The sequence below is a fragment of the Pseudomonas sp. LFS074 genome, from assembly GCF_047978165.1.
Classification (GTDB): Bacteria; Pseudomonadota; Gammaproteobacteria; order Pseudomonadales; family Pseudomonadaceae; genus Aquipseudomonas; species Aquipseudomonas putida_P.
Window position 1 is genome coordinate 537,047 of record NZ_JBFPFV010000001.1, and the last position, 18,813, is coordinate 555,859.

General features: G+C 60.6%; 18 protein-coding genes and 1 pseudogene. 18 read left to right on the forward strand and 1 reads right to left on the reverse strand.

Going from position 1 to position 18,813, the window contains the following annotated elements; genetic code table 11:
* Positions 1 to 3: 3 nt before the first annotated feature.
* The 10 genes from rplO to bfr all read left to right on the forward strand — a co-directional run bounded on the left by rplO (position 4) and on the right by bfr (position 7,139).
* Entirely contained in the window at positions 4 to 438 is a 435-nt protein-coding gene (gene rplO, locus ACNQP3_RS02460) for a 50S ribosomal protein L15 (protein ID WP_003255461.1), read from the forward strand.
* Positions 439 to 1,770 carry a preprotein translocase subunit SecY gene (secY, locus tag ACNQP3_RS02465; RefSeq protein ID WP_003257108.1) on the forward strand — a complete coding sequence of 444 codons (1,332 nt, stop codon included), beginning with the start codon at positions 439 to 441 and terminating at the stop codon, positions 1,768 to 1,770.
* Positions 1,771 to 1,798: 28 nt separating this feature from the next.
* Positions 1,799 to 1,915 carry a 50S ribosomal protein L36 gene (rpmJ, locus tag ACNQP3_RS02470; RefSeq protein ID WP_002555468.1) on the forward strand — a complete coding sequence of 39 codons (117 nt, stop codon included), beginning with the start codon at positions 1,799 to 1,801 and terminating at the stop codon, positions 1,913 to 1,915.
* Positions 1,916 to 2,046: 131 nt separating this feature from the next.
* Positions 2,047 to 2,403, forward strand: coding sequence for a 30S ribosomal protein S13 (gene rpsM, locus ACNQP3_RS02475; protein ID WP_003255457.1), 357 nt, complete (start codon positions 2,047 to 2,049; stop codon positions 2,401 to 2,403).
* An 18-nt stretch (positions 2,404 to 2,421) separates the two neighbouring features.
* Positions 2,422 to 2,811 carry a 30S ribosomal protein S11 gene (gene rpsK / locus ACNQP3_RS02480; RefSeq protein WP_012270237.1) on the forward strand — a complete coding sequence of 130 codons (390 nt, stop codon included), beginning with the start codon at positions 2,422 to 2,424 and terminating at the stop codon, positions 2,809 to 2,811.
* Positions 2,812 to 2,826: 15 nt separating this feature from the next.
* Positions 2,827 to 3,447 carry a 30S ribosomal protein S4 gene (gene rpsD, locus ACNQP3_RS02485; protein WP_012270238.1) on the forward strand — a complete coding sequence of 207 codons (621 nt, stop codon included), beginning with the start codon at positions 2,827 to 2,829 and terminating at the stop codon, positions 3,445 to 3,447.
* Between the two features lie 22 nt (positions 3,448 to 3,469).
* Positions 3,470 to 4,471: a DNA-directed RNA polymerase subunit alpha gene (locus ACNQP3_RS02490; RefSeq protein ID WP_003255452.1), complete on the forward strand. Its 1,002-nt coding sequence runs from the start codon at positions 3,470 to 3,472 to the stop codon at positions 4,469 to 4,471.
* A 42-nt stretch (positions 4,472 to 4,513) separates the two neighbouring features.
* On the forward strand, positions 4,514 to 4,900 hold the full coding sequence (rplQ, locus tag ACNQP3_RS02495; RefSeq protein WP_003255451.1) for a 50S ribosomal protein L17: 387 nt from the start codon (positions 4,514 to 4,516) through the stop codon (positions 4,898 to 4,900).
* Positions 4,901 to 5,071: 171 nt separating this feature from the next.
* Positions 5,072 to 6,511, forward strand: coding sequence for a catalase (locus ACNQP3_RS02500; protein ID WP_264316758.1), 1,440 nt, complete (start codon positions 5,072 to 5,074; stop codon positions 6,509 to 6,511).
* Positions 6,512 to 6,674: 163 nt separating this feature from the next.
* Complete coding sequence (bfr, locus tag ACNQP3_RS02505; RefSeq protein ID WP_003257116.1) at positions 6,675 to 7,139, forward strand: bacterioferritin; 465 nt, start codon at positions 6,675 to 6,677, stop codon at positions 7,137 to 7,139.
* Between the two features lie 72 nt (positions 7,140 to 7,211).
* On the opposite strand, the gene uvrA is transcribed toward bfr, so the two are convergent.
* Positions 7,212 to 10,046 carry an excinuclease ABC subunit UvrA gene (uvrA, locus tag ACNQP3_RS02510; protein ID WP_012270240.1) on the reverse strand — a complete coding sequence of 945 codons (2,835 nt, stop codon included), beginning with the start codon at positions 10,044 to 10,046 and terminating at the stop codon, positions 7,212 to 7,214.
* A gap of 129 nt (positions 10,047 to 10,175) precedes the next feature.
* Here uvrA and ACNQP3_RS02515 point away from each other — a divergent pair, with 129 nt between their 5' ends.
* The 8 genes and pseudogenes from ACNQP3_RS02515 (at position 10,176) to fdhE (ending at position 18,773) form a co-directional block, all read left to right on the forward strand.
* The gene (locus tag ACNQP3_RS02515) at positions 10,176 to 11,570 is read left to right on the forward strand and encodes an MFS transporter (protein WP_012270241.1); all 1,395 of its coding nucleotides are present in this window, start codon (positions 10,176 to 10,178) and stop codon (positions 11,568 to 11,570) included.
* A 9-nt stretch (positions 11,571 to 11,579) separates the two neighbouring features.
* A complete protein-coding gene (locus ACNQP3_RS02520; protein WP_003255446.1) occupies positions 11,580 to 12,125 on the forward strand; it encodes a single-stranded DNA-binding protein in 546 nt (181 codons plus the stop codon).
* A 331-nt stretch (positions 12,126 to 12,456) separates the two neighbouring features.
* Positions 12,457 to 14,268: pseudogene (gene fdnG, locus ACNQP3_RS02525) on the forward strand (formate dehydrogenase-N subunit alpha); the annotation flags it as partial.
* Positions 14,267 to 14,986 carry an autoinducer binding domain-containing protein gene (locus ACNQP3_RS02530; RefSeq protein ID WP_243567400.1) on the forward strand — a complete coding sequence of 240 codons (720 nt, stop codon included), beginning with the start codon at positions 14,267 to 14,269 and terminating at the stop codon, positions 14,984 to 14,986. The pseudogene fdnG and the gene ACNQP3_RS02530, both read left to right, overlap by 2 nt.
* 722 nt (positions 14,987 to 15,708) lie before the next feature.
* The gene (locus ACNQP3_RS02535; protein ID WP_416470112.1) at positions 15,709 to 16,245 is read left to right on the forward strand and encodes a molybdopterin dinucleotide binding domain-containing protein; all 537 of its coding nucleotides are present in this window, start codon (positions 15,709 to 15,711) and stop codon (positions 16,243 to 16,245) included.
* Positions 16,245 to 17,195, forward strand: coding sequence for a formate dehydrogenase subunit beta (gene fdxH, locus ACNQP3_RS02540; protein ID WP_012270260.1), 951 nt, complete (start codon positions 16,245 to 16,247; stop codon positions 17,193 to 17,195). The genes ACNQP3_RS02535 and fdxH overlap by 1 nt, the downstream gene beginning before the upstream one ends.
* Positions 17,192 to 17,848 carry a formate dehydrogenase subunit gamma gene (locus ACNQP3_RS02545; protein WP_264316759.1) on the forward strand — a complete coding sequence of 219 codons (657 nt, stop codon included), beginning with the start codon at positions 17,192 to 17,194 and terminating at the stop codon, positions 17,846 to 17,848. Before fdxH ends, ACNQP3_RS02545 begins: the two co-directional genes overlap by 4 nt.
* A 4-nt stretch (positions 17,849 to 17,852) precedes the next feature.
* Positions 17,853 to 18,773, forward strand: a complete 921-nt coding sequence (gene fdhE, locus ACNQP3_RS02550; protein ID WP_264316760.1) for a formate dehydrogenase accessory protein FdhE — start codon at positions 17,853 to 17,855, stop codon at positions 18,771 to 18,773.
* The last annotated feature ends 40 nt before the right edge of the window (positions 18,774 to 18,813 follow it).

Consider the following 18,813-nt stretch of genomic DNA (forward strand, 5'->3'; position numbering starts at 1 on the left):
TCGATGAAACTCAATGATCTGAGTCCAGCGCCGGGTTCCCGTCGCGAGAAGCATCGTCCAGGTCGTGGTATCGGTAGCGGTCTGGGTAAGACCGGCGGCCGTGGCCACAAAGGTCAGACTTCCCGTTCGGGTGGTTCGATCGCTCCTGGCTTCGAAGGCGGTCAACAGCCGCTGCACCGTCGTCTGCCGAAGTTCGGCTTCGTTTCCCTGAAAGCCATGGACCGCGCAGAAGTGCGTCTGTCCGAGCTGGCCAAAGTGGAAGGCGACGTGATCTCCGTGCAATCCCTGAAGGATGCCAACGTGATCAACCAGCACATTCAGCGTGTGAAAATCATGCTGTCTGGCGAAGTTACTCGCGCAGTCACCATCAAGGGCATCGCAGCCACCAAGGGTGCGCGTGCGGCTATCGAAGCAGCTGGCGGCAAATTCGAGGAATAAATGGCTAAGCAAGGTGCTCTCTCTTCGCTCGGTAAGGGCGGGATGTCGGAACTCTGGGCTCGTCTGCGCTTTCTGTTCATGGCGATCATCGTCTATCGGATAGGTGCGCATATCCCGGTTCCCGGCATCAATCCGGACCGTCTGGCGGATCTGTTTCGGCAGAATGAGGGGACCATTCTTAGCTTGTTCAACATGTTTTCCGGTGGCGCGCTCGAGCGCATGAGCATCTTTGCACTGGGGATCATGCCGTACATTTCGGCATCGATCATCATGCAGCTGATGACCGCGGTCAGCCCGCAACTGGAGCAGTTGAAGAAGGAAGGTGAAGCTGGCCGTCGCAAGATCAGCCAGTACACCCGCTACGGCACCGTTATCCTGGCACTGGTTCAAGCCATTGGCATGTCCATTGGCCTGGCCAACCAGGGCGTGGCGTTTTCTGTGGGCCTGGGCTTCCATGTCGTCGCCGTCTCCACCTTCGTGGCAGGCGCGATGTTCATGATGTGGCTGGGCGAGCAGATCACCGAGCGCGGTGTGGGCAACGGTATCTCGATGTTGATCTTCGCAGGTATCGTTGCCGGTCTTCCGAGAGCAATCGGGCAGTCTTTCGAGTCTGCACGCACAGGCGATATCAACATTTTCGCCTTGGTCGCTATCGGTTTGCTGGCAGTAGCGATTATCGGTTTCGTGGTGTTCATTGAGCGTGGTCAGCGTCGTATCGCCGTTCACTACGCCAAGCGTCAGCAGGGCCGCAAGGTCTTCGCTGCGCAGACCAGCCACTTGCCGTTGAAGGTGAACATGGCGGGGGTTATCCCGGCCATTTTCGCGAGCAGCATTTTGCTGTTCCCGGCTTCGCTGGGTGCCTGGTTCGGTCAGTCCGAAGGTATGGGCTGGCTGCAGGACATCTCGCAGTCGATCGCTCCTGGTCAGCCGTTGAACATTCTGCTGTTTAGTGCAGGGATCATTTTCTTCTGCTTCTTCTACACAGCATTGATGTTCAATCCGAAAGACGTAGCGGAAAACCTGAAGAAGTCCGGTGCCTTTATTCCGGGTATCCGTCCTGGTGAGCAGTCGGCGCGCTACATTGATGGCGTTCTGACCCGTTTGACCATGTTCGGTGCTCTTTACATGATGGCCGTCTGCCTTCTGCCCCAGTTCCTGGTGGTGGCAGCAAATGTGCCGTTCTACCTTGGCGGGACCTCGTTGCTGATTGTGGTAGTGGTTGTGATGGACTTCATGTCCCAAGTACAATCGCACCTCGTTTCGCACCAGTACGAATCCCTGATGAAGAAAGCCAACCTGAAAGGCTACGGTGGCAGCGGTCTGCTGCGCTGATACGCCCCTAAGGTTCGAGGAGTCGGTAATGAAAGTTCGTGCATCGGTGAAAAAGCTGTGCCGTAACTGCAAGATCATCCGTCGCGAAGGCGTCGTACGAGTGATCTGCAGCGCGGAACCGCGTCACAAACAGCGCCAAGGCTGAGTGTGATCTGCGCTTCAAACCCAGCAGCTAGTGTGCTGCTGGGTTGATTATTCGTTTCTACAGCGATATTATCTCGCGCCCTATTTCTTGGCTTCCGGGGCGTAGGTAGCTGTCAATTGGAGTCCCACTGAATGGCCCGTATTGCAGGCGTCAACATTCCAGATAACAAGCATACTGTTATCTCGCTGACCTACATCTATGGTGTCGGTCGCACAACTGCACAGAAGATCTGTGCAGACGCTGGTGTAAATCCAGCCGCTAAGATCAAGGATCTGAGCGACGAGCAAATCGAAACCCTGCGTGGCGAAGTTGCGAAGTTCACCACCGAAGGTGACCTGCGTCGTGACATCAACATGAAGATCAAGCGCTTGATGGACCTGGGTTGCTACCGCGGCCTGCGTCATCGTAAAGGTCTGCCGGTTCGCGGTCAGCGCACCAAGACCAACGCACGCACCCGTAAGGGCCCGCGTAAGCCGATCCGCAAGTAATCGCCCAGGAATATAGACATGGCAAAACCTGCTGCTCGTCCTCGTAAGAAAATCAAAAAGACAGTGGTTGATGGCATCGCCCACATCCATGCGTCTTTCAACAACACCATCGTGACCATCACCGACCGTCAGGGCAATGCTTTGTCCTGGGCGACCTCCGGTGGTTCGGGTTTCCGTGGTTCGCGCAAATCCACCCCGTTCGCAGCTCAGATCGCTGCTGAGCGTGCTGGTCAAGCTGCGCTGGAATACGGTCTGAAGAACCTCGACGTTAACGTCAAGGGTCCAGGTCCAGGTCGTGAGTCCGCCGTTCGTGCATTGAACAGCTGCGGCTACAAGATCGCCAGCATCACCGACGTGACGCCTATCCCGCATAACGGGTGCCGTCCGCCGAAGAAGCGTCGCGTGTAATCAGGAGACAGAAGAATGGCACGTTACATTGGTCCAAAATGCAAACTGTCTCGTCGTGAAGGCACCGATCTGTTCCTGAAGAGCGGCGTTCGCGCTCTGGAATCGAAGTGCAACATCGAAGCAGCCCCAGGTATCCACGGCCAGCGCCGTGGCCGTCAGTCCGACTACGGCACCCAGCTGCGTGAGAAACAAAAAGTCCGTCGTATCTACGGTGTTCTGGAGCGTCAGTTCCGCGGTTACTACCAAGCTGCTGCCTCGAAAAAAGGCGCAACCGGTGAGAACCTGCTGCAACTGCTCGAGTGCCGTCTGGATAACGTCGTTTACCGTATGGGCTTCGGCTCGACTCGTTCCGAGTCGCGTCAGCTGGTTTCGCACAAAGCGATCAGCGTCAACGGTAAGACTGTAAACATTCCATCCTACCAAGTTCGTCCGGGTGACGTGGTCGCGGTCCGCGAGAAGTCGCTGGCCCAGCTGCGCATTGTTCAAGCCCTTGAACTGTGCGCCCAGCGTGGCCGCGTTGAGTGGGTTGACGTGGATGCTGCTAAAAAGTCGGGCGTTTTCAAGAACGTTCCTGCTCGCAGCGACCTGTCTGCCGACATCAACGAAAACCTGATTGTCGAGCTCTACTCCAAGTAAGGGCTAGAAAATAGGTGCATCCATGCAGATTTCGGTAAATGAGTTCCTGACTCCCCGCCACATTGATGTGCAGGTAGTCAGTCCGACCCGCGCCAAGATCACGCTCGAGCCTCTCGAGCGTGGCTTTGGCCACACCCTGGGCAACGCGCTGCGCCGCATCCTGTTGTCCTCTATGCCTGGCTGTGCAGTAGTCGAGGCCGAGATCGATGGCGTACTCCACGAGTACTCCGCGATCGAAGGTGTTCAGGAAGACGTAATTGAAATCCTGTTGAACCTGAAAGGCCTGGCTATCAAACTGCACGGTCGTGACGAAGTTACGCTGACCTTGTCGAAAAAGGGTTCGGGGGTGGTTACCGCTGCCGATATTCAGCTGGATCACGATGTCGAGATCGTCAACCCCGATCACGTAATCGCGAACCTGGCGTCGAATGGCGCCCTGAACATGAAGCTCACCGTAGCTCGTGGTCGTGGTTACGAGCCGGCCGACTCCCGTCAAACCGACGAAGACGAAAGCCGTAGCATTGGCCGTCTGCAGTTGGACGCTTCGTTCAGCCCGGTGCGTCGTATCGCCTATGTGGTCGAAAACGCCCGTGTTGAACAGCGTACCAACCTGGACAAACTGGTCATTGATCTGGAAACCAACGGCACCCTGGATCCTGAAGAGGCTATCCGCCGCGCTGCGACCATCCTGCAACAGCAGTTGGCCGCGTTCGTCGACCTCAAAGGTGACAGCGAGCCTGTCGTAGTCGAGCAGGAAGACGAGATCGATCCGATCCTGCTGCGTCCGGTTGACGACCTGGAACTGACTGTACGTTCGGCCAACTGCCTCAAGGCGGAGAACATCTACTACATCGGCGACCTGATTCAGCGTACCGAAGTAGAGCTGTTGAAGACTCCTAACCTGGGCAAGAAGTCCCTGACTGAAATCAAGGACGTGCTGGCCTCTCGTGGTCTGTCTCTCGGCATGCGCCTCGACAACTGGCCGCCTGCAAGTCTTAAGAAAGACGACAAGGCGACCGCCTGATCGTCGTAATCACCGAACGTAGTGTTTGGTAAGGAATGAATCATGCGTCATCGTAAAAGTGGACGTCACCTGAGCCGTACCAGCTCTCACCGCAAGGCTATGTTCCAGAACATGGCAGTGTCGCTGATCGAGCACGAGCTGATCAAAACCACCCTGCCGAAAGCCAAGGAACTGCGCCGCGTTGCCGAGCCGCTGATCACCCTGGCCAAGGAAGACAGCGTTGCTAACCGTCGTCTGGCCTTCGATCGTACCCGTTCGAAGTCCGCTGTTGGCAAACTGTTCAACGACCTGGGCAAGCGTTACGCCACCCGTCAGGGCGGCTACCTGCGCATCCTGAAGTGCGGTTTCCGCGCTGGCGACAACGCGCCTATGGCGTACGTCGAGCTGGTTGATCGTCCGGTCGGCGGTGCTGTAGAAGCTGCTGAGTAAGACGTTCTGTCTGCTACAAAGAACCGGGCCTAGTGCCCGGTTTTTTGTTTCTACGTACATTGTTTATTTCTATTGATTCAAGTCATGTAATGAATTTGTCCCTGTAACCTTGCTCGTCAATACTCTCTCCAAGCCGATTAGCCGGCGCTTGAAGACCGATAAGGAGAGCCCATGAGCAAGATTCTTACTACCGCCAGCGGTGCGCCAGTAGCCGATAACCAGAACTCCCGCTCCGCCGGCCCGCGTGGCCCATTGTTGCTCGACGACTTTCACCTGATCGAGAAACTCGCCCACTTCAACCGCGAGAACATTCCTGAGCGCCGTGTGCACGCCAAGGGCTCGGGCGCCTATGGCACCTTTACTGTTACCCGCGACATTACCGGCTATACCAGCGCCAAGCTGTTTGAACAGATCGGCAAACAGACCGAGACCTTCCTGCGCTTCTCCACTGTCGGTGGCGAGCGTGGCTCTGCGGATACCGAGCGCGACCCGCGTGGTTTCGCGGTCAAGTTCTACACCGAAGAAGGCAACTGGGACATCGTTGGCAACAACACGCCCGTGTTCTTCATTCGCGACCCGCTGAAGTTCCCGGACTTTATCCACACCCAGAAGCGCCACCCGCAGTCCAACCTGAAGAATGCCCAGATGATGTGGGACTTCTGGTCCCACTCCCCTGAGGCGCTGCACCAGGTCACCATACTGTTTTCCGACCGTGGTATCCCGGATGGCTATCGCCACATGCACGGCTTTGGCAGCCACACCTACAGCCTGACCAATGCCAAGGGTGAGCGTACTTGGGCGAAGTGGCACTTCAAGACCCAACAAGGCATCAAGAACCTCGCTCCGGCAGAAGCAGCGCGCCTGGCGGGTACTGACCCGGACTACGCCCAGCGCGACCTGTTCGAAGCGATCGAGCGTGGCGACTACCCGCGTTGGACGGTTTGTATCCAGGTGATGAGCGAAGCCGAGGCTGCGAGTCGCGACGAGAACCCCTTCGACGTGACCAAGACTTGGTCGCAGAGGGACTACCCGCTGATCGAGGTGGGCGTGCTGGAGCTCAACCGTAACCCGCTCAACTACTTCGCGGAAGTCGAGCAAGCAGCGTTCGGGCCCAGCAATATGGTGCCAGGGGTCGGCCTGTCGCCGGACCGGATGTTGCAGGGCCGTGTATTCGCCTACGCCGACGCGCACCGTTACCGCGTGGGCACCAACCACCAGCAGTTGCCGGTGAATGCGCCTCGCTGCCCGGTTAATAGCTACCAGCGCGACGGTTCCATGGCCACTGGCAGCTACGGCAGTGCACCAAACTACGAGCCCAATAGCCACGCTGATGCGCCGAAGCAGTCGCCACGCCATGCCGAGCCAGCGCTGGCCTTGAACGGTTCGGCGGACCGGTACGATCACCGTGAGGACACCGACTACTTCAGCCACGCCGGCGCGCTGTTCCGCTTGATGAACGCTGAGCAGAAAGCCCTGTTGATCAGCAACATCGCCGGTACCATGGTGGGTGTCAGCGAGGACGTGATTCAGCGTCAGTTGCAGTACTTCTTCAAGGCCGATCCGGCCTATGGCGAAGGGATTGCCAAGGCGTTGGGCGTCCATCTCGCCTAACTCTAAGTGATAAGCAGAACCGCCCTCATTTGGGCGGTTTTTCAATGAATATCACTACTGTTTAACCGATTTTTTGCGTCTAATTGCGCGTTTTTCAGTGACCGCAGGCAAAAGCTGGTTCACACTATGTGGCATAGTCGTTTTCACATGGAGAATCAGGGCGATGCAAGGCCACCCGGACGTAATCAACTACCTCGTCACGCTGCTGAAGGGCGAACTGGCGGCACGCGACCAGTACTTCATTCATTCGCGCATGTACGAAGACTGGGGCCTGTCCAAGCTCTACGAGCGCATCAACCACGAAATGGAAGAAGAGACCCAGCACGCCGATGCTCTGATGCGTCGCATCCTCATGCTTGAAGGCACCCCCGACATGCGTGCGGACGATCTGGAAGTCGGCAGCACCGTACCGGAAATGATCGAGGCTGACCTCAAGCTCGAGTACAAGGTGCGCGGCGCGCTTTGCAAAGGTATCGAGCTGTGTGAACTGCACAAGGACTACATCAGCCGTGACATCCTGCGTGCACAGTTGGCCGATACCGAAGAAGATCACACCTACTGGCTGGAGAAGCAGCAGGGCCTGATCAAGGCCATCGGCCTGGAAAACTACCTGCAGTCGCAGATGTAAGTTATCCACAGACTCAAGAAAAAGCCCCTGGCACCAACGGTACCAGGGGCTTTTTCATTGCATCGGCGGCAGTCAGGCTCGGTCCCGCTCCAGCAGCGGTTTCAGGTAATGGCCGGTGTACGACTGTTTCATCTCGCTCAGCTCTTCCGGCGTGCCGCAGGCAATGATCTGCCCACCCTTGGAGCCACCCTCGGGCCCCAGGTCCACCAGCCAGTCGGCGGTCTTGATCACATCCAGGTTATGCTCGATCACCACCACGGTATTGCCGTGGTCGCGCAGGCGATGCAACACGTCCAACAACTGCTGGATGTCGGCGAAGTGCAGGCCCGTGGTCGGCTCGTCGAGGATGTACAGGGTCTTGCCGGTATCGCGCTTGGACAGCTCGCGTGACAGCTTCACCCGCTGCGCTTCACCACCGGACAGCGTGGTTGCCGACTGCCCCAGCTTGATGTACGACAAGCCCACATCCATCAGCGTTTGCAGCTTGCGCGCCAGCGCCGGTACCGCATCGAAGAACTCGCGGGCATCCTCGATGGTCATTTCCAGCACCTCGTGGATGTTCTTGCCCTTGTACTTGATCTCCAGCGTTTCTCGGTTGTAGCGCTTGCTCTTGCACACGTCGCACGGCACGTAGATGTCCGGCAGGAAGTGCATTTCCACCTTGATCAGGCCATCGCCCTGACAGGCCTCGCAACGGCCGCCTTTGACGTTGAACGAGAAGCGCCCTGGGCCATAACCACGTGAACGCGATTCCGGCACCCCTGAGAACAGCTCGCGGATCGGCGTGAAGATACCGGTGTAGGTCGCCGGGTTGGAACGCGGGGTGCGGCCGATCGGGCTCTGGTCGATGTCCACCACTTTGTCCAGGTGTTGCAGGCCGTCCATGCTGCCATGCGGTGCGGCTTCCAGGCTGCTTGCGCCATTGAGGGCGGTGGCGGCCAAGGGGAACAGGGTGTTGTTGATCAGCGTCGATTTGCCCGACCCGGACACCCCGGTCACGCAGGTCATCAGGCCCACCGGGATTTCCAGGTCGACGTTCTGCAGGTTGTTGCCTCGCGCGCCCTTGAGCTTGAGCTGCAGTTTCTTGTTGCGCGGCGTGCGCTTGGCCGGTACGGCGATCTTCTTGCGCCCGGACAGGTACTTGCCCGTCAACGAATCGGGATGGTCCATGACCTCCTGTGGCGAGCCCTCCGCGACGATCTGCCCACCGTGCACACCGGCACCTGGGCCGATGTCGACGACGTAGTCGGCCAGGCGAATGGCGTCCTCGTCGTGTTCCACCACGATCACCGTGTTACCCAGGTCGCGCAAGTGGTTGAGGGTGGCCAGCAAGCGGTCGTTATCGCGTTGATGAAGGCCGATGGACGGTTCATCAAGAATGTACATCACCCCCACCAAGCCCGCGCCGATCTGGCTAGCCAGGCGGATACGTTGTGCTTCACCACCTGACAGGGTGTCAGCGCTACGGTCCAGGGTCAGGTAGTCGAGGCCGACATTGACCAGAAACTGCAGGCGCTCGCAGATCTCCTTGAGGATCTTCGCCGCGATTTCGCCACGGCGTCCGGTCAGGGTCAGCTCGCCAAAGTAGTTGCTGGCTTCACCGATCGGCAGGTTGGTGACGGCTGGCAGGGTCTTTTCGCCCACCCATACATGGCGTGCCTCGCGGCGCAGGCGTGTACCTCGGCAATCTGGGCAAGGTTGCGTGCCGAGGAACTTGGCCAGTTCTTCACGCACGGTGGCCGATTCGGTTTCGCGGTAGCGGCGCTCCAGGTTTGGCACAATGCCTTCGAACGGGTGTGAGCGCTTGACGATATCGCCACGGTCGTTGAGGTACTTGAAGTCGACACTCTGCTTGCCACTGCCCTGCAGAATCACCTTCTGGTGTTCGGCCGACAATTCGCCGAATGGCTCTTCGAGGCTGAAGCCATAATGTGCGGCCAGCGAGCCGAGCATCTGGAAGTAGTACACGTTACGCCGGTCCCAGCCGCGGATCGCGCCTTCGGCAAGGGTGAGTTCGGCATTGACCAGGCGCTTGGTGTCGAAGAACTGTTTTACCCCCAGGCCATCGCAGGTCGGGCAGGCACCGGCCGGGTTGTTGAAGGAAAACAGCTTCGGCTCCAGCTCGCTGATCGCGTGGCCGCACACCGGGCATGCGAAGCGCGCGGAGAAGATCATTTCTTCGCCTTGCTCGTCGTCCATCGGCGCCACCAGAGCGATGCCGTCCGCCAGCTTCAAGGCGGTCTCGAACGACTCCGCCAGGCGCTGCTGCAGGTCGGCGCGGACCTTGAAGCGGTCCACCACCACATCGATGCTGTGCTTTTTCTGCTTGTCCAGCTTGGGCAGCTCATCGAGCTCGTAGAGCTTGCCGTTGACCCGGGCCCGCACGAAGCCCTGGGCCCGCAGTTCGTCGAACACCGCCAGATGCTCGCCCTTGCGTTCGCGCACTACCGGTGCCAGCAGCATCAACTTGCTGCCTTCCGGGCGCTCCAGCACCAGGTCGACCATCTGGCTGATCGTTTGCGCCTCCAGCGGGATGTCGTGGTCCGGGCAGCGGGGGGTGCCGACTCGGGCGTACAGCAGGCGCAGGTAGTCGTAGATTTCGGTAATGGTGCCGACCGTGGAGCGCGGGTTGTGCGAGGTCGACTTCTGCTCGATGGAAATCGCCGGCGACAGGCCTTCGATGGTGTCGACGTCGGGCTTTTCCATCATCGACAGGAACTGCCGGGCGTAGGCCGACAGCGATTCGACGTAGCGGCGTTGGCCTTCGGCGTACAAGGTATCGAACGCCAGGGACGACTTGCCGGAACCGGACAGGCCGGTGATCACGATCAGCTTGTCCCGGGGCAGGGTCAGGTCGATGTTCTTCAGGTTGTGGGTACGTGCCCCACGAATCAGGATCTTGTCCACTGCGGCCTCGCTCGGCGGGCATAAACAAGGAAGTATACGGCGCGCCAGTATGACGCGGCAAAGCGTCGCGTAGATGCCGTCAAGCTGTCGGACTGATAGAATCGCCGCCGGTTCACACGAGGTTAATCCATGCACGACACCCACAACGAGCGCATGAGTGGCGGCGAAACCCGCGCCGCTGGCGGCCTTGCCCTGGTCTTTGCCTTTCGTATGCTGGGCATGTTCATGGTCTTGCCGGTACTGGCCACCTACGGCATGGACCTGGCCGGCGCCACACCTGCGCTGATCGGCCTGGCCATTGGTGCCTATGGCCTGACTCAGGCGGTACTGCAGATTCCATTCGGGATGATTTCCGACCGCATTGGCCGTCGTCCAGTGATTTACCTGGGGTTGGTGATCTTCGCCCTCGGCAGTGTGCTGGCAGCCCAGGCCGACTCCATCTGGGGCGTGATTGCCGGGCGCATCCTGCAGGGCGCCGGGGCGATTTCTGCCGCAGTCATGGCGTTGCTGTCCGACCTCACCCGCGAACAACACCGGACCAAGGCCATGGCCATGATTGGCATGAGCATCGGCTTGTCGTTCGCTGTCGCCATGGTCGTCGGCCCCTTGCTGACAAGTGCCTTTGGTTTGTCAGGTTTGTTCTTCGCCACGGCAGGGCTTGCCCTGGTTGGCATAGCGCTGATCGCGTTCGTCGTGCCCAACACCCACAGCATCCTGCAGCACCGCGAGTCGGGTGTGGCCCGCAAGGCACTCGGCCCAACCCTGCGCCACCCGGACCTTCTGCGCCTGGACGTGGGCATCTTCATCCTGCACGCCATCCTCATGGCCAGCTTCGTCGCGCTGCCGCTGGCCTTCGTCGAGCGTGGCGGCCTGCCCAAGGAAGAGCATTGGTGGGTGTACCTGACCGCGCTGTTCATCTCATTTTTTGCAATGGTCCCGTTCATCATCTACGGCGAAAAAAAGCGCAAGATGAAACGCGTGTTGGCTGGCGCGGTCAGTGTCCTGCTGCTGACAGAGATATACTTCTGGGAGTGGGCTGACGGTTTGCGCGGACTGGTGATTGGCACCGTGGTATTCTTTACCGCATTCAACCTGTTGGAGGCTTCGTTGCCTTCGCTGGTGAGCAAGGTGTCGCCTGCCGGTGGCAAGGGGACGGCGATGGGGGTGTATTCCACCAGCCAGTTCCTCGGTGCGGCACTGGGCGGAATCCTCGGTGGCTGGTTGTTCCAGCACGGTGGGCTGGACACGGTGTTCCTTGGTTGCGCGGTGCTGTGTGCCATCTGGCTGATCGTCGCCTTGCGCATGAACGAGCCGCCGTATGTGACCAGCCTGCGTATGCCGCTGACGCCCGAAGCAGTCCGTGAAGCCGGCCTGACCGAGCGCCTGATGGCCGTGCCGGGTGTGACCGACGCTGTGGTGGTGGCAGAAGAGGCCGCCATCTATATCAAACTGGATACGAAAATTTTGGACCGTGCGACCCTCGAGCGACTGGTGAATCCAGCCTCTTCGGCGTGCGAAGCCTAGGAGAACGTTATGGCCCGTGGGGTTAACAAAGTCATTCTGGTCGGCACCTGTGGCCAGGATCCCGAAGTCCGCTACCTGCCCAACGGTAACGCCGTGACCAACCTGAGCCTGGCTACCAGCGAGCAGTGGACCGACAAGCAGTCGGGCCAGAAGGTCGAGCGTACCGAGTGGCACCGTGTGTCGTTGTTCGGCAAGGTTGCCGAAATCGCCGGCGAGTACCTGCGCAAAGGTTCGCAGTGCTACATCGAGGGCAAGCTGCAGACCCGCGAGTGGGAAAAAGACGGTATCAAGCGCTACACCACCGAGATCATCGTCGACATCAACGGCACCATGCAGCTGCTTGGCGGTCGTCCGCAGGGCCAGCAGCAGGGCGGTGACCCCTACAACCAGGGGGGTGGCAACTACGGTGGCGGCCAACAGCAGCAGTACAACCAGGCTCCGCCTCGTCAGCAGGCCCAGCGCCCGCAACAGGCCCCTCAGCGCCCAGCGCCACAGCAGCCTGCACCGCAGCCGGCCGCTGACTTCGACAGCTTCGATGACGATATTCCGTTCTGATCAGAACAGTCAGGCGTCTAGCAAGACCAGAAACCCAGGGCAGTTGCCCTGGGTTTTTTATTGCTTTCGGGGCATGCCAATAGAAAGGTGAATGCCACACGTTGCTTGTCGCAGCATCGGCACCGCTATGAAATCGGGCGCCGCTCGAACGCCGCTCGATTTCACAGACACAAAAAACGCTGAGGCAGGTGCCTTAACTCCTGACTCAAGTCATCGCACCTTCTCGATTCTTGACTAGTCTTATCTATTGGCGGCCGTCAAAACCGCCACCGTGACTACCAAGAGGCGCCGGCCATGTTCCGCGCGTCCACCACCTGATCAGGAGTGCACGATGGACCTCAACCGTCGGCAATTCTTCAAGGTCGCCGCTGTCGGCCTTGGAGGCTCGAGCCTGGCGGCGTTGGGCATGGCCCCGACGCCGGCCTTCGCCGAGCAGGTGCGTCACTTCAAGCTGGCGCACACCAAAGAAGCGCGTAACACCTGCCCCTACTGCTCGGTCGGCTGCGGCCTGATCCTGTACAGCCAGGGCGATGCAGGCAAGAACGTCAAACAGAACATCATCCATATCGAAGGTGACGCCGACCACCCGGTCAACCGTGGCACCCTGTGCCCGAAAGGCGCCGGCCTGCTGGACTTTATCCACAGCCCGAGCCGCCTGCAGTACCCCGAGGTACGCAAGCCGGGCAGCAAGGAGTGGGTGCGGGTGAGCTGGGACGAGGCGCTCGACCGCGTCGCCGACCTGATGAAGCAGGACCGCGACGCCAACTTCATCGAGAAAAACGCCCAGGGGCAAACCGTCAACCGTTGGCTAACCACCGGTTTTCTGGCTGCCTCCGCTGCCTCCAGCGAGGCTGGTTACCTGACCCACAAGGTCGTCCGCGCAACAGGCATGCTGGGGTTCGATAACCAGGCACGTGTCTGACATGGCCCGACGGTGGCAAGTCTTGCCCCGACGTACGGCCGTGGCGCCATGACCAACCACTGGTCCGATATCGCCAACGCGAATCTGGTCCTGGTGATGGGTGGCAACGCAGCAGAAGCGCATCCGTGCGGCTTCAAGTGGGTGACCGAGGCCAAGGCGCACAACAAGGCGCGGCTGATCGTGGTCGACCCGCGGTTTACCCGTACCGCTTCGGTCGCGGACTACTACGCGCCAATTCGCACCGGTACCGACATCGCCTTCATGGGCGGGCTGATCAACTACCTGCTGAGCACCGACAAGATCCAGCACGAGTACGTGCGCAACTACACCGACGTGTCGTTCATCGTCAAAGAGAACTATGGCTTCGAGGATGGGCTGTTCAGCGGCTACGACGAAGCCAAGCGTGTGTACGCCGACAAGTCCGGCTGGGGTTATGAGCTGGGTGAGGACGGCTATGCCAAGGTCGACCCGACCCTGCAGCACCCGCGCTGCGTGTTCCAGCTGATGAAGCAGCATTACAGCCGCTATACCCCGGAACTGGCGAGCATGACCTGTGGCATGCCGCAGGACGCCATGATGAAGGTCTGGGAAGAGATCGCCACATGCTCGGCACCGGGCAAGACCATGACGATTCTCTATGCACTGGGCTGGACGCAACACTCGATCGGTGCGCAAATCATCCGCAGTGCAGCCATGGTCCAGTTGCTGTTGGGCAACGTCGGCATGCCGGGTGGCGGGGTCAACGCCCTGCGGGGGCACTCCAACATCCAGGGCCTGACCGACCTCGGCCTGCTGTCCAACTCGCTGCCGGGTTACCTGACCTTGGCCGGCGATGCCGAGCAGGATTACGCCACCTATATCGACAAACGCGCTTCCAAGCCGCTGCGTCCTGGGCAGCTGTCGTACTGGCAGAACTACGGCAAGTTCCACGTCAGCCTGATGAAGGCCTGGTACGGTGCCAACGCCACGGCGGAAAACAACTGGGGCTATGACTGGCTGCCGAAGCTCGACGTACCGGCCTACGACGTGCTGCGCATGTTCGAGATGATGGGCCAGGGCAAGGTCAACGGTTACATGTGCCAGGGTTTCAACCCAATCGCCGCGCTGCCGGACAAGAACCGCGTCACGGCGGCGCTGGGCAAGCTCAAGTGGCTGGTGATCATGGACCCGCTGGCCACCGAGACCTCGGAGTTCTGGCGCAACGCCGGGCCGTTTAACGATGGAGCTGCGCTGGCAGGACGCCTACCATCAATTCAGCGCCGCGGAGAACGAGCAGCAGCTCTTCCAGCGGATCGCCGCGTATTCGAAGCGCCTGGGCTTCGAATACTGCTGTTACGGAATCCGGGTGCCGCTGCCCGTGTCGAAATCGGCCGTCGCGATCTTCGACACCTATCCGGACGGCTGGATGGCGCACTATCAGGCGCAGGACTACATCAAGATCGATTCGACGGTCCGCGACGGTGCGCTCACCACCAACATGATCGTCTGGCCGGACGTCGACGAGGTCGCGCCATGCCCGTTGTGGGAAGATGCGCGCGAGGCCGGGTTGTCGGTCGGCATCGCGCAGTCGAGCTGGGCCGCGCGCGGCGCGTTCGGCCTGCTGAGCATCGCGCGCCATGCGGATCGCCTCACGCCTGCCGAAATCGACATGCTCACGCTGCAGACCCACTGGCTCGCGAACCTGTCACATTCGCTGATGAGCGGCTTCATGGTGCCGAAGCTCGCGCCAGCGGCAAGCGTCGTGCTGACGGCGCGGGAACGCGAAGTGCTGTGCTGGACCGCCGAAGGCAAGACGGCATGCGAGATCGGTCAGATCCTCGGCATCGCGGAGCGGACGGTGACTTTTCACGTCAACAACGTCCTCGTGAAGCTTGGCGCGACCAACAAGGTGCAGGCGGTCGTCAAGGCGGTCTCGGCGGGGCTCATCGATATGTTCTGAATGTCGACACGGCCAACATCCAGACCGAAGTGATACGCCTGCCCACCACTTGCTTCGCCGAGGAAGACGGCTCGCTGGTCAACAGCAGCCGTTGGCTGCAGTGGCACTGGAAGGGCGCCGACGGGCCGGGCGAGACCCGTACCGATGTGCAGATCATGAGCGAGTTGTTCCTGCGCCTGCGCCAACGCTACCAGGCTGAAGGCGGCGCCTACCCAGACGCGATGATGAACATCAGCTGGCCGTACAAGATTCCTGACGAGCCGTCTCCAGAGGAACTGGCCAAGGAAATGAACGGCTGGGCGGTCACCGACCTTACCGACACTACCGGCGCCACGCTCAAGGCCGGCCAGCAGCTGTCGGGCTTTGCCCAGATGAAGGACGACGGCAGCACGGCATCCGGTTGCTGGATCTTTGCTGGCTGTTGGACCGAGCAGGGCAACCAGATGGCCCGTCGCGACAACAGCGACCCATACGGCATGCACCAGGTGCAGAACTGGGCCTGGGCCTGGCCGGCCAACCGCCGCATCCTCTACAACCGTGCCTCCAGCGACCCGCAAGGCAAACCGTGGGACCCGGAGAAAAAGCGCCTGGTGTGGTGGAACGGCAAGGCCTGGACCGGCACCGACGTGCCGGACTTCAAGGTCGATTCGCCGCCCGAGGCGGGCATGAACCCGTTCATCATGAACCCCGAAGGTGTGGCGCGTTTCTTCGCCATCGACAAGATGGCCGAAGGCCCGTTCCCCGAGCACTACGAGCCATTTGAAACGCCAATCGGCATCAACCCGCTGCACCCGCAGAACAAGAAGGCCACCAGCAACCCGGCCGGGCGCATTTTCGACTCGGTGTGGGACACCCTCGGCACGCACGACGAGTTTCCCTATGCGGCGACCACGTACCGGCTGACCGAGCACTTCCACTTCTGGAGCAAGCACTGCCGGCTCAACGCCATTGCCCAACCCGAGCAATTCGTCGAGATCGGCGAGGTGCTGGCCAACGAGAAAGGCATCAAGGCTGGCGACCGAGTGCGGGTGTCGAGCAAGCGTGGGCATATCGACGCGGTGGCGGTGGTGACCAAGCGGATTCGTCCGCTGCAGGTCAACAACCAGACCGTGCACCAGATCGGCATCCCGCTGCACTGGGGGTTCACCGGCGCTACCCGGCATGGCTACCTGACCAACACCCTGGTGCCGTTCCTCGGTGATGGCAATACGCAGACCCCAGAGTCCAAGTCGTTCCTCGTCAAAGTGGAGAAACTCTGATGGCCAGCCAAGACATCATCGCCCGCTCGGCCACCACCACCGTGCCGTCCTCGGTACGCCAGCAGCAGGAGGTCGCCAAGCTGATCGACACCACCAAGTGCATCGGCTGCAAGGCCTGCCAGGTGGCGTGCTCGGAGTGGAACGAACTGCGCGACGAGGTGGGCCACAACCACGGCACCTACGACAACCCCCAGGACCTCACTGCCGAGACCTGGACGCTGATGCGCTTTACCGAGCACGAGCGCGACGACGGCAACCTGGAGTGGCTGATCCGCAAGGATGGCTGCATGCACTGCGCCGACCCAGGATGCCTGAAGGCCTGCCCGAGCCCAGGGGCGATCATCAAGCACGCCAACGGTATCGTCGACTTCAACCAGGATCACTGCATCGGCTGCGGCTACTGCATCACCGGCTGCCCGTTCAACATCCCGCGCATTTCGCAGAAGGACCACAAAGCATACAAGTGCACCCTGTGTTCCGACCGCGTGACCGTGGGCCTGGAGCCGGCTTGCGTGAAAACCTGCCCGACTGGGGCGATCGTGTTCGGCAGCAAGGACGAGATGAAGGTGCACGCTGCCGAGCGCATCGTCGACCTGAAGTCACGGGGTTACGACAAGGCCGGGTTATACGACCCTGACGGGGTCGGTGGTACCCACGTGATGTACGTGCTGCACCATGCCGACACGCCGAAGCTGTACGCCGGCCTGCCGGACCAGCCGGTGATCAGCCCGCTGGTGGGCCTGTGGAAGGGCTTCACCAAGCCGTTGGCGCTGCTGGCGATGGGCGCGGCGGTGCTGGCCGGGTTCTTCCATTACGTACGGGTCGGGCCACAGCGGGTAGAGGACGATGAGCACCCCACGGCGCCCGATGACAGCGTCCACCAGGTGGACCCGGCGGTGCATGTCTACGATCCGAAGCAGCCCGGTGGGCAAGGGGAGCAGCGGCCATGAGCGACAACAAACCCATCCTGCGCTACAACGCCAACGAGCGGACCAACCACTGGATCGTCGCCATCCTGTTCTTCATGGCCGGGCTTTCCGGGCTGGCGCTGTTCCATCCGGCGCTGTTCTGGCTTAGCCACCTGTTCGGCGGCGGGCCGTGGACACGCATCCTGCACCCGTTCATGGGGGTGGCGATGTTCGTGTTTTTCCTCGGCTTGGTGATTCGTTTCTGGCGGGCTAATATCATCACCGCCAACGATCGCTTGTGGCTGCGCCGCATCGATCGGGTGATGGTCAATCGTGAAGATGGCGTGCCGCCGATCGGCAAATACAACGCCGGGCAGAAGCTGCTGTTCTGGACCCTGCTGGTGTGCATGCTGGTGCTGCTGGTCAGTGGTGTGGTGATCTGGCGCGCCTATTTCAGCCATTGGTTCGGCATCGATGCCATTCGCCTGTCTGCGCTGCTGCATGCGCTGGCGGCGTTTGTGCTGATCCTCAGCATCATCGTGCACATCTACGCCGGTATCTGGATCAAGGGCTCGATCGGCGCCATGCTACATGGCTGGGTCAGCCGCGCCTGGGCACGCAAGCACCATGAGTTGTGGTACCGCGACGTGACCGGCGACAAGACGCCGGGCAATCACGGACGAAAAGAAGGATGAGCGCTTGAGCACGATACTTGAACCCGGGCAGATCGAAGCGTCGGCGGTGACGCCGCCGTTTCTGCACCTGCCCCCCGCCAATCTGTTCGAGCTGCGCGCCTTGCGACTTGAGCACCTGGTCGAGGGCAACGCCCTTGGCGACTACCTGAAACTGGTCGCACGGTTGTGCCGCATCCAGCAACAGCTTGTGGATAACCCGCCCGGCGGCATGCCGGTGGCCGAGGAGCGTCAGCGCCTGTGCATAAGTCATGGATTGCCGCCGCTGGCGGCTGACAGCCTGGTGCGTGAGGGGCCTTGGTTGGTCTGGTTGCAGGCCTTGCTACAGCCATTGAGCGGCGAAACCAGCGGCCCGCTGGGTGAGGCGCTGCAGGTACTGCGCGGCAGTGATGACGACCAACGCAAGGGCTGGGGCATCGCTTTGCTAGCTGGCCAGTACGACGCGGTGCCGGCAGCATTGGTGCCGTTCCTCGGGGCTGCGCTTCAGGCGGCCTGGTCCAGTTGGTTGCTGGCGTTGCCGACGCCTGAGCTCAAACCTGCCGGCAGCCTGGCCCAGTGCCCGGCCTGTGGTTCGCCGGCGATGGCCGGGGTGGTGCGCAACCGTGGCAAGCACAATGGCTTGCGTTACCTGGCGTGTTCGCTGTGTGCCTGTGAATGGCATGTGGTGCGGGTTAAATGTGTGTACTGCGAGTCGAGCAAGGACTTGCGCTACACCAGCCTCGAGGATGACCGCCATGCCCCGGGCAAGGCGCCGCTGCGCGCCGAATGCTGCCCAGGGTGCGAAAGCTACCTGAAACAGAACTACCTGGAGAACGATGCGGCGGCCGAGCCGCTGGCCGACGACCTGGCCAGCCTGGCGCTGGATATGCGCCTGGACGAGGAGGGTTTTCATCGCCTGGCACCCAACTTGATGCTCGCACCTGGGTAGAGGGTAAGTGTCTACACTGACGTTTCGAGTTGCCCTTTTC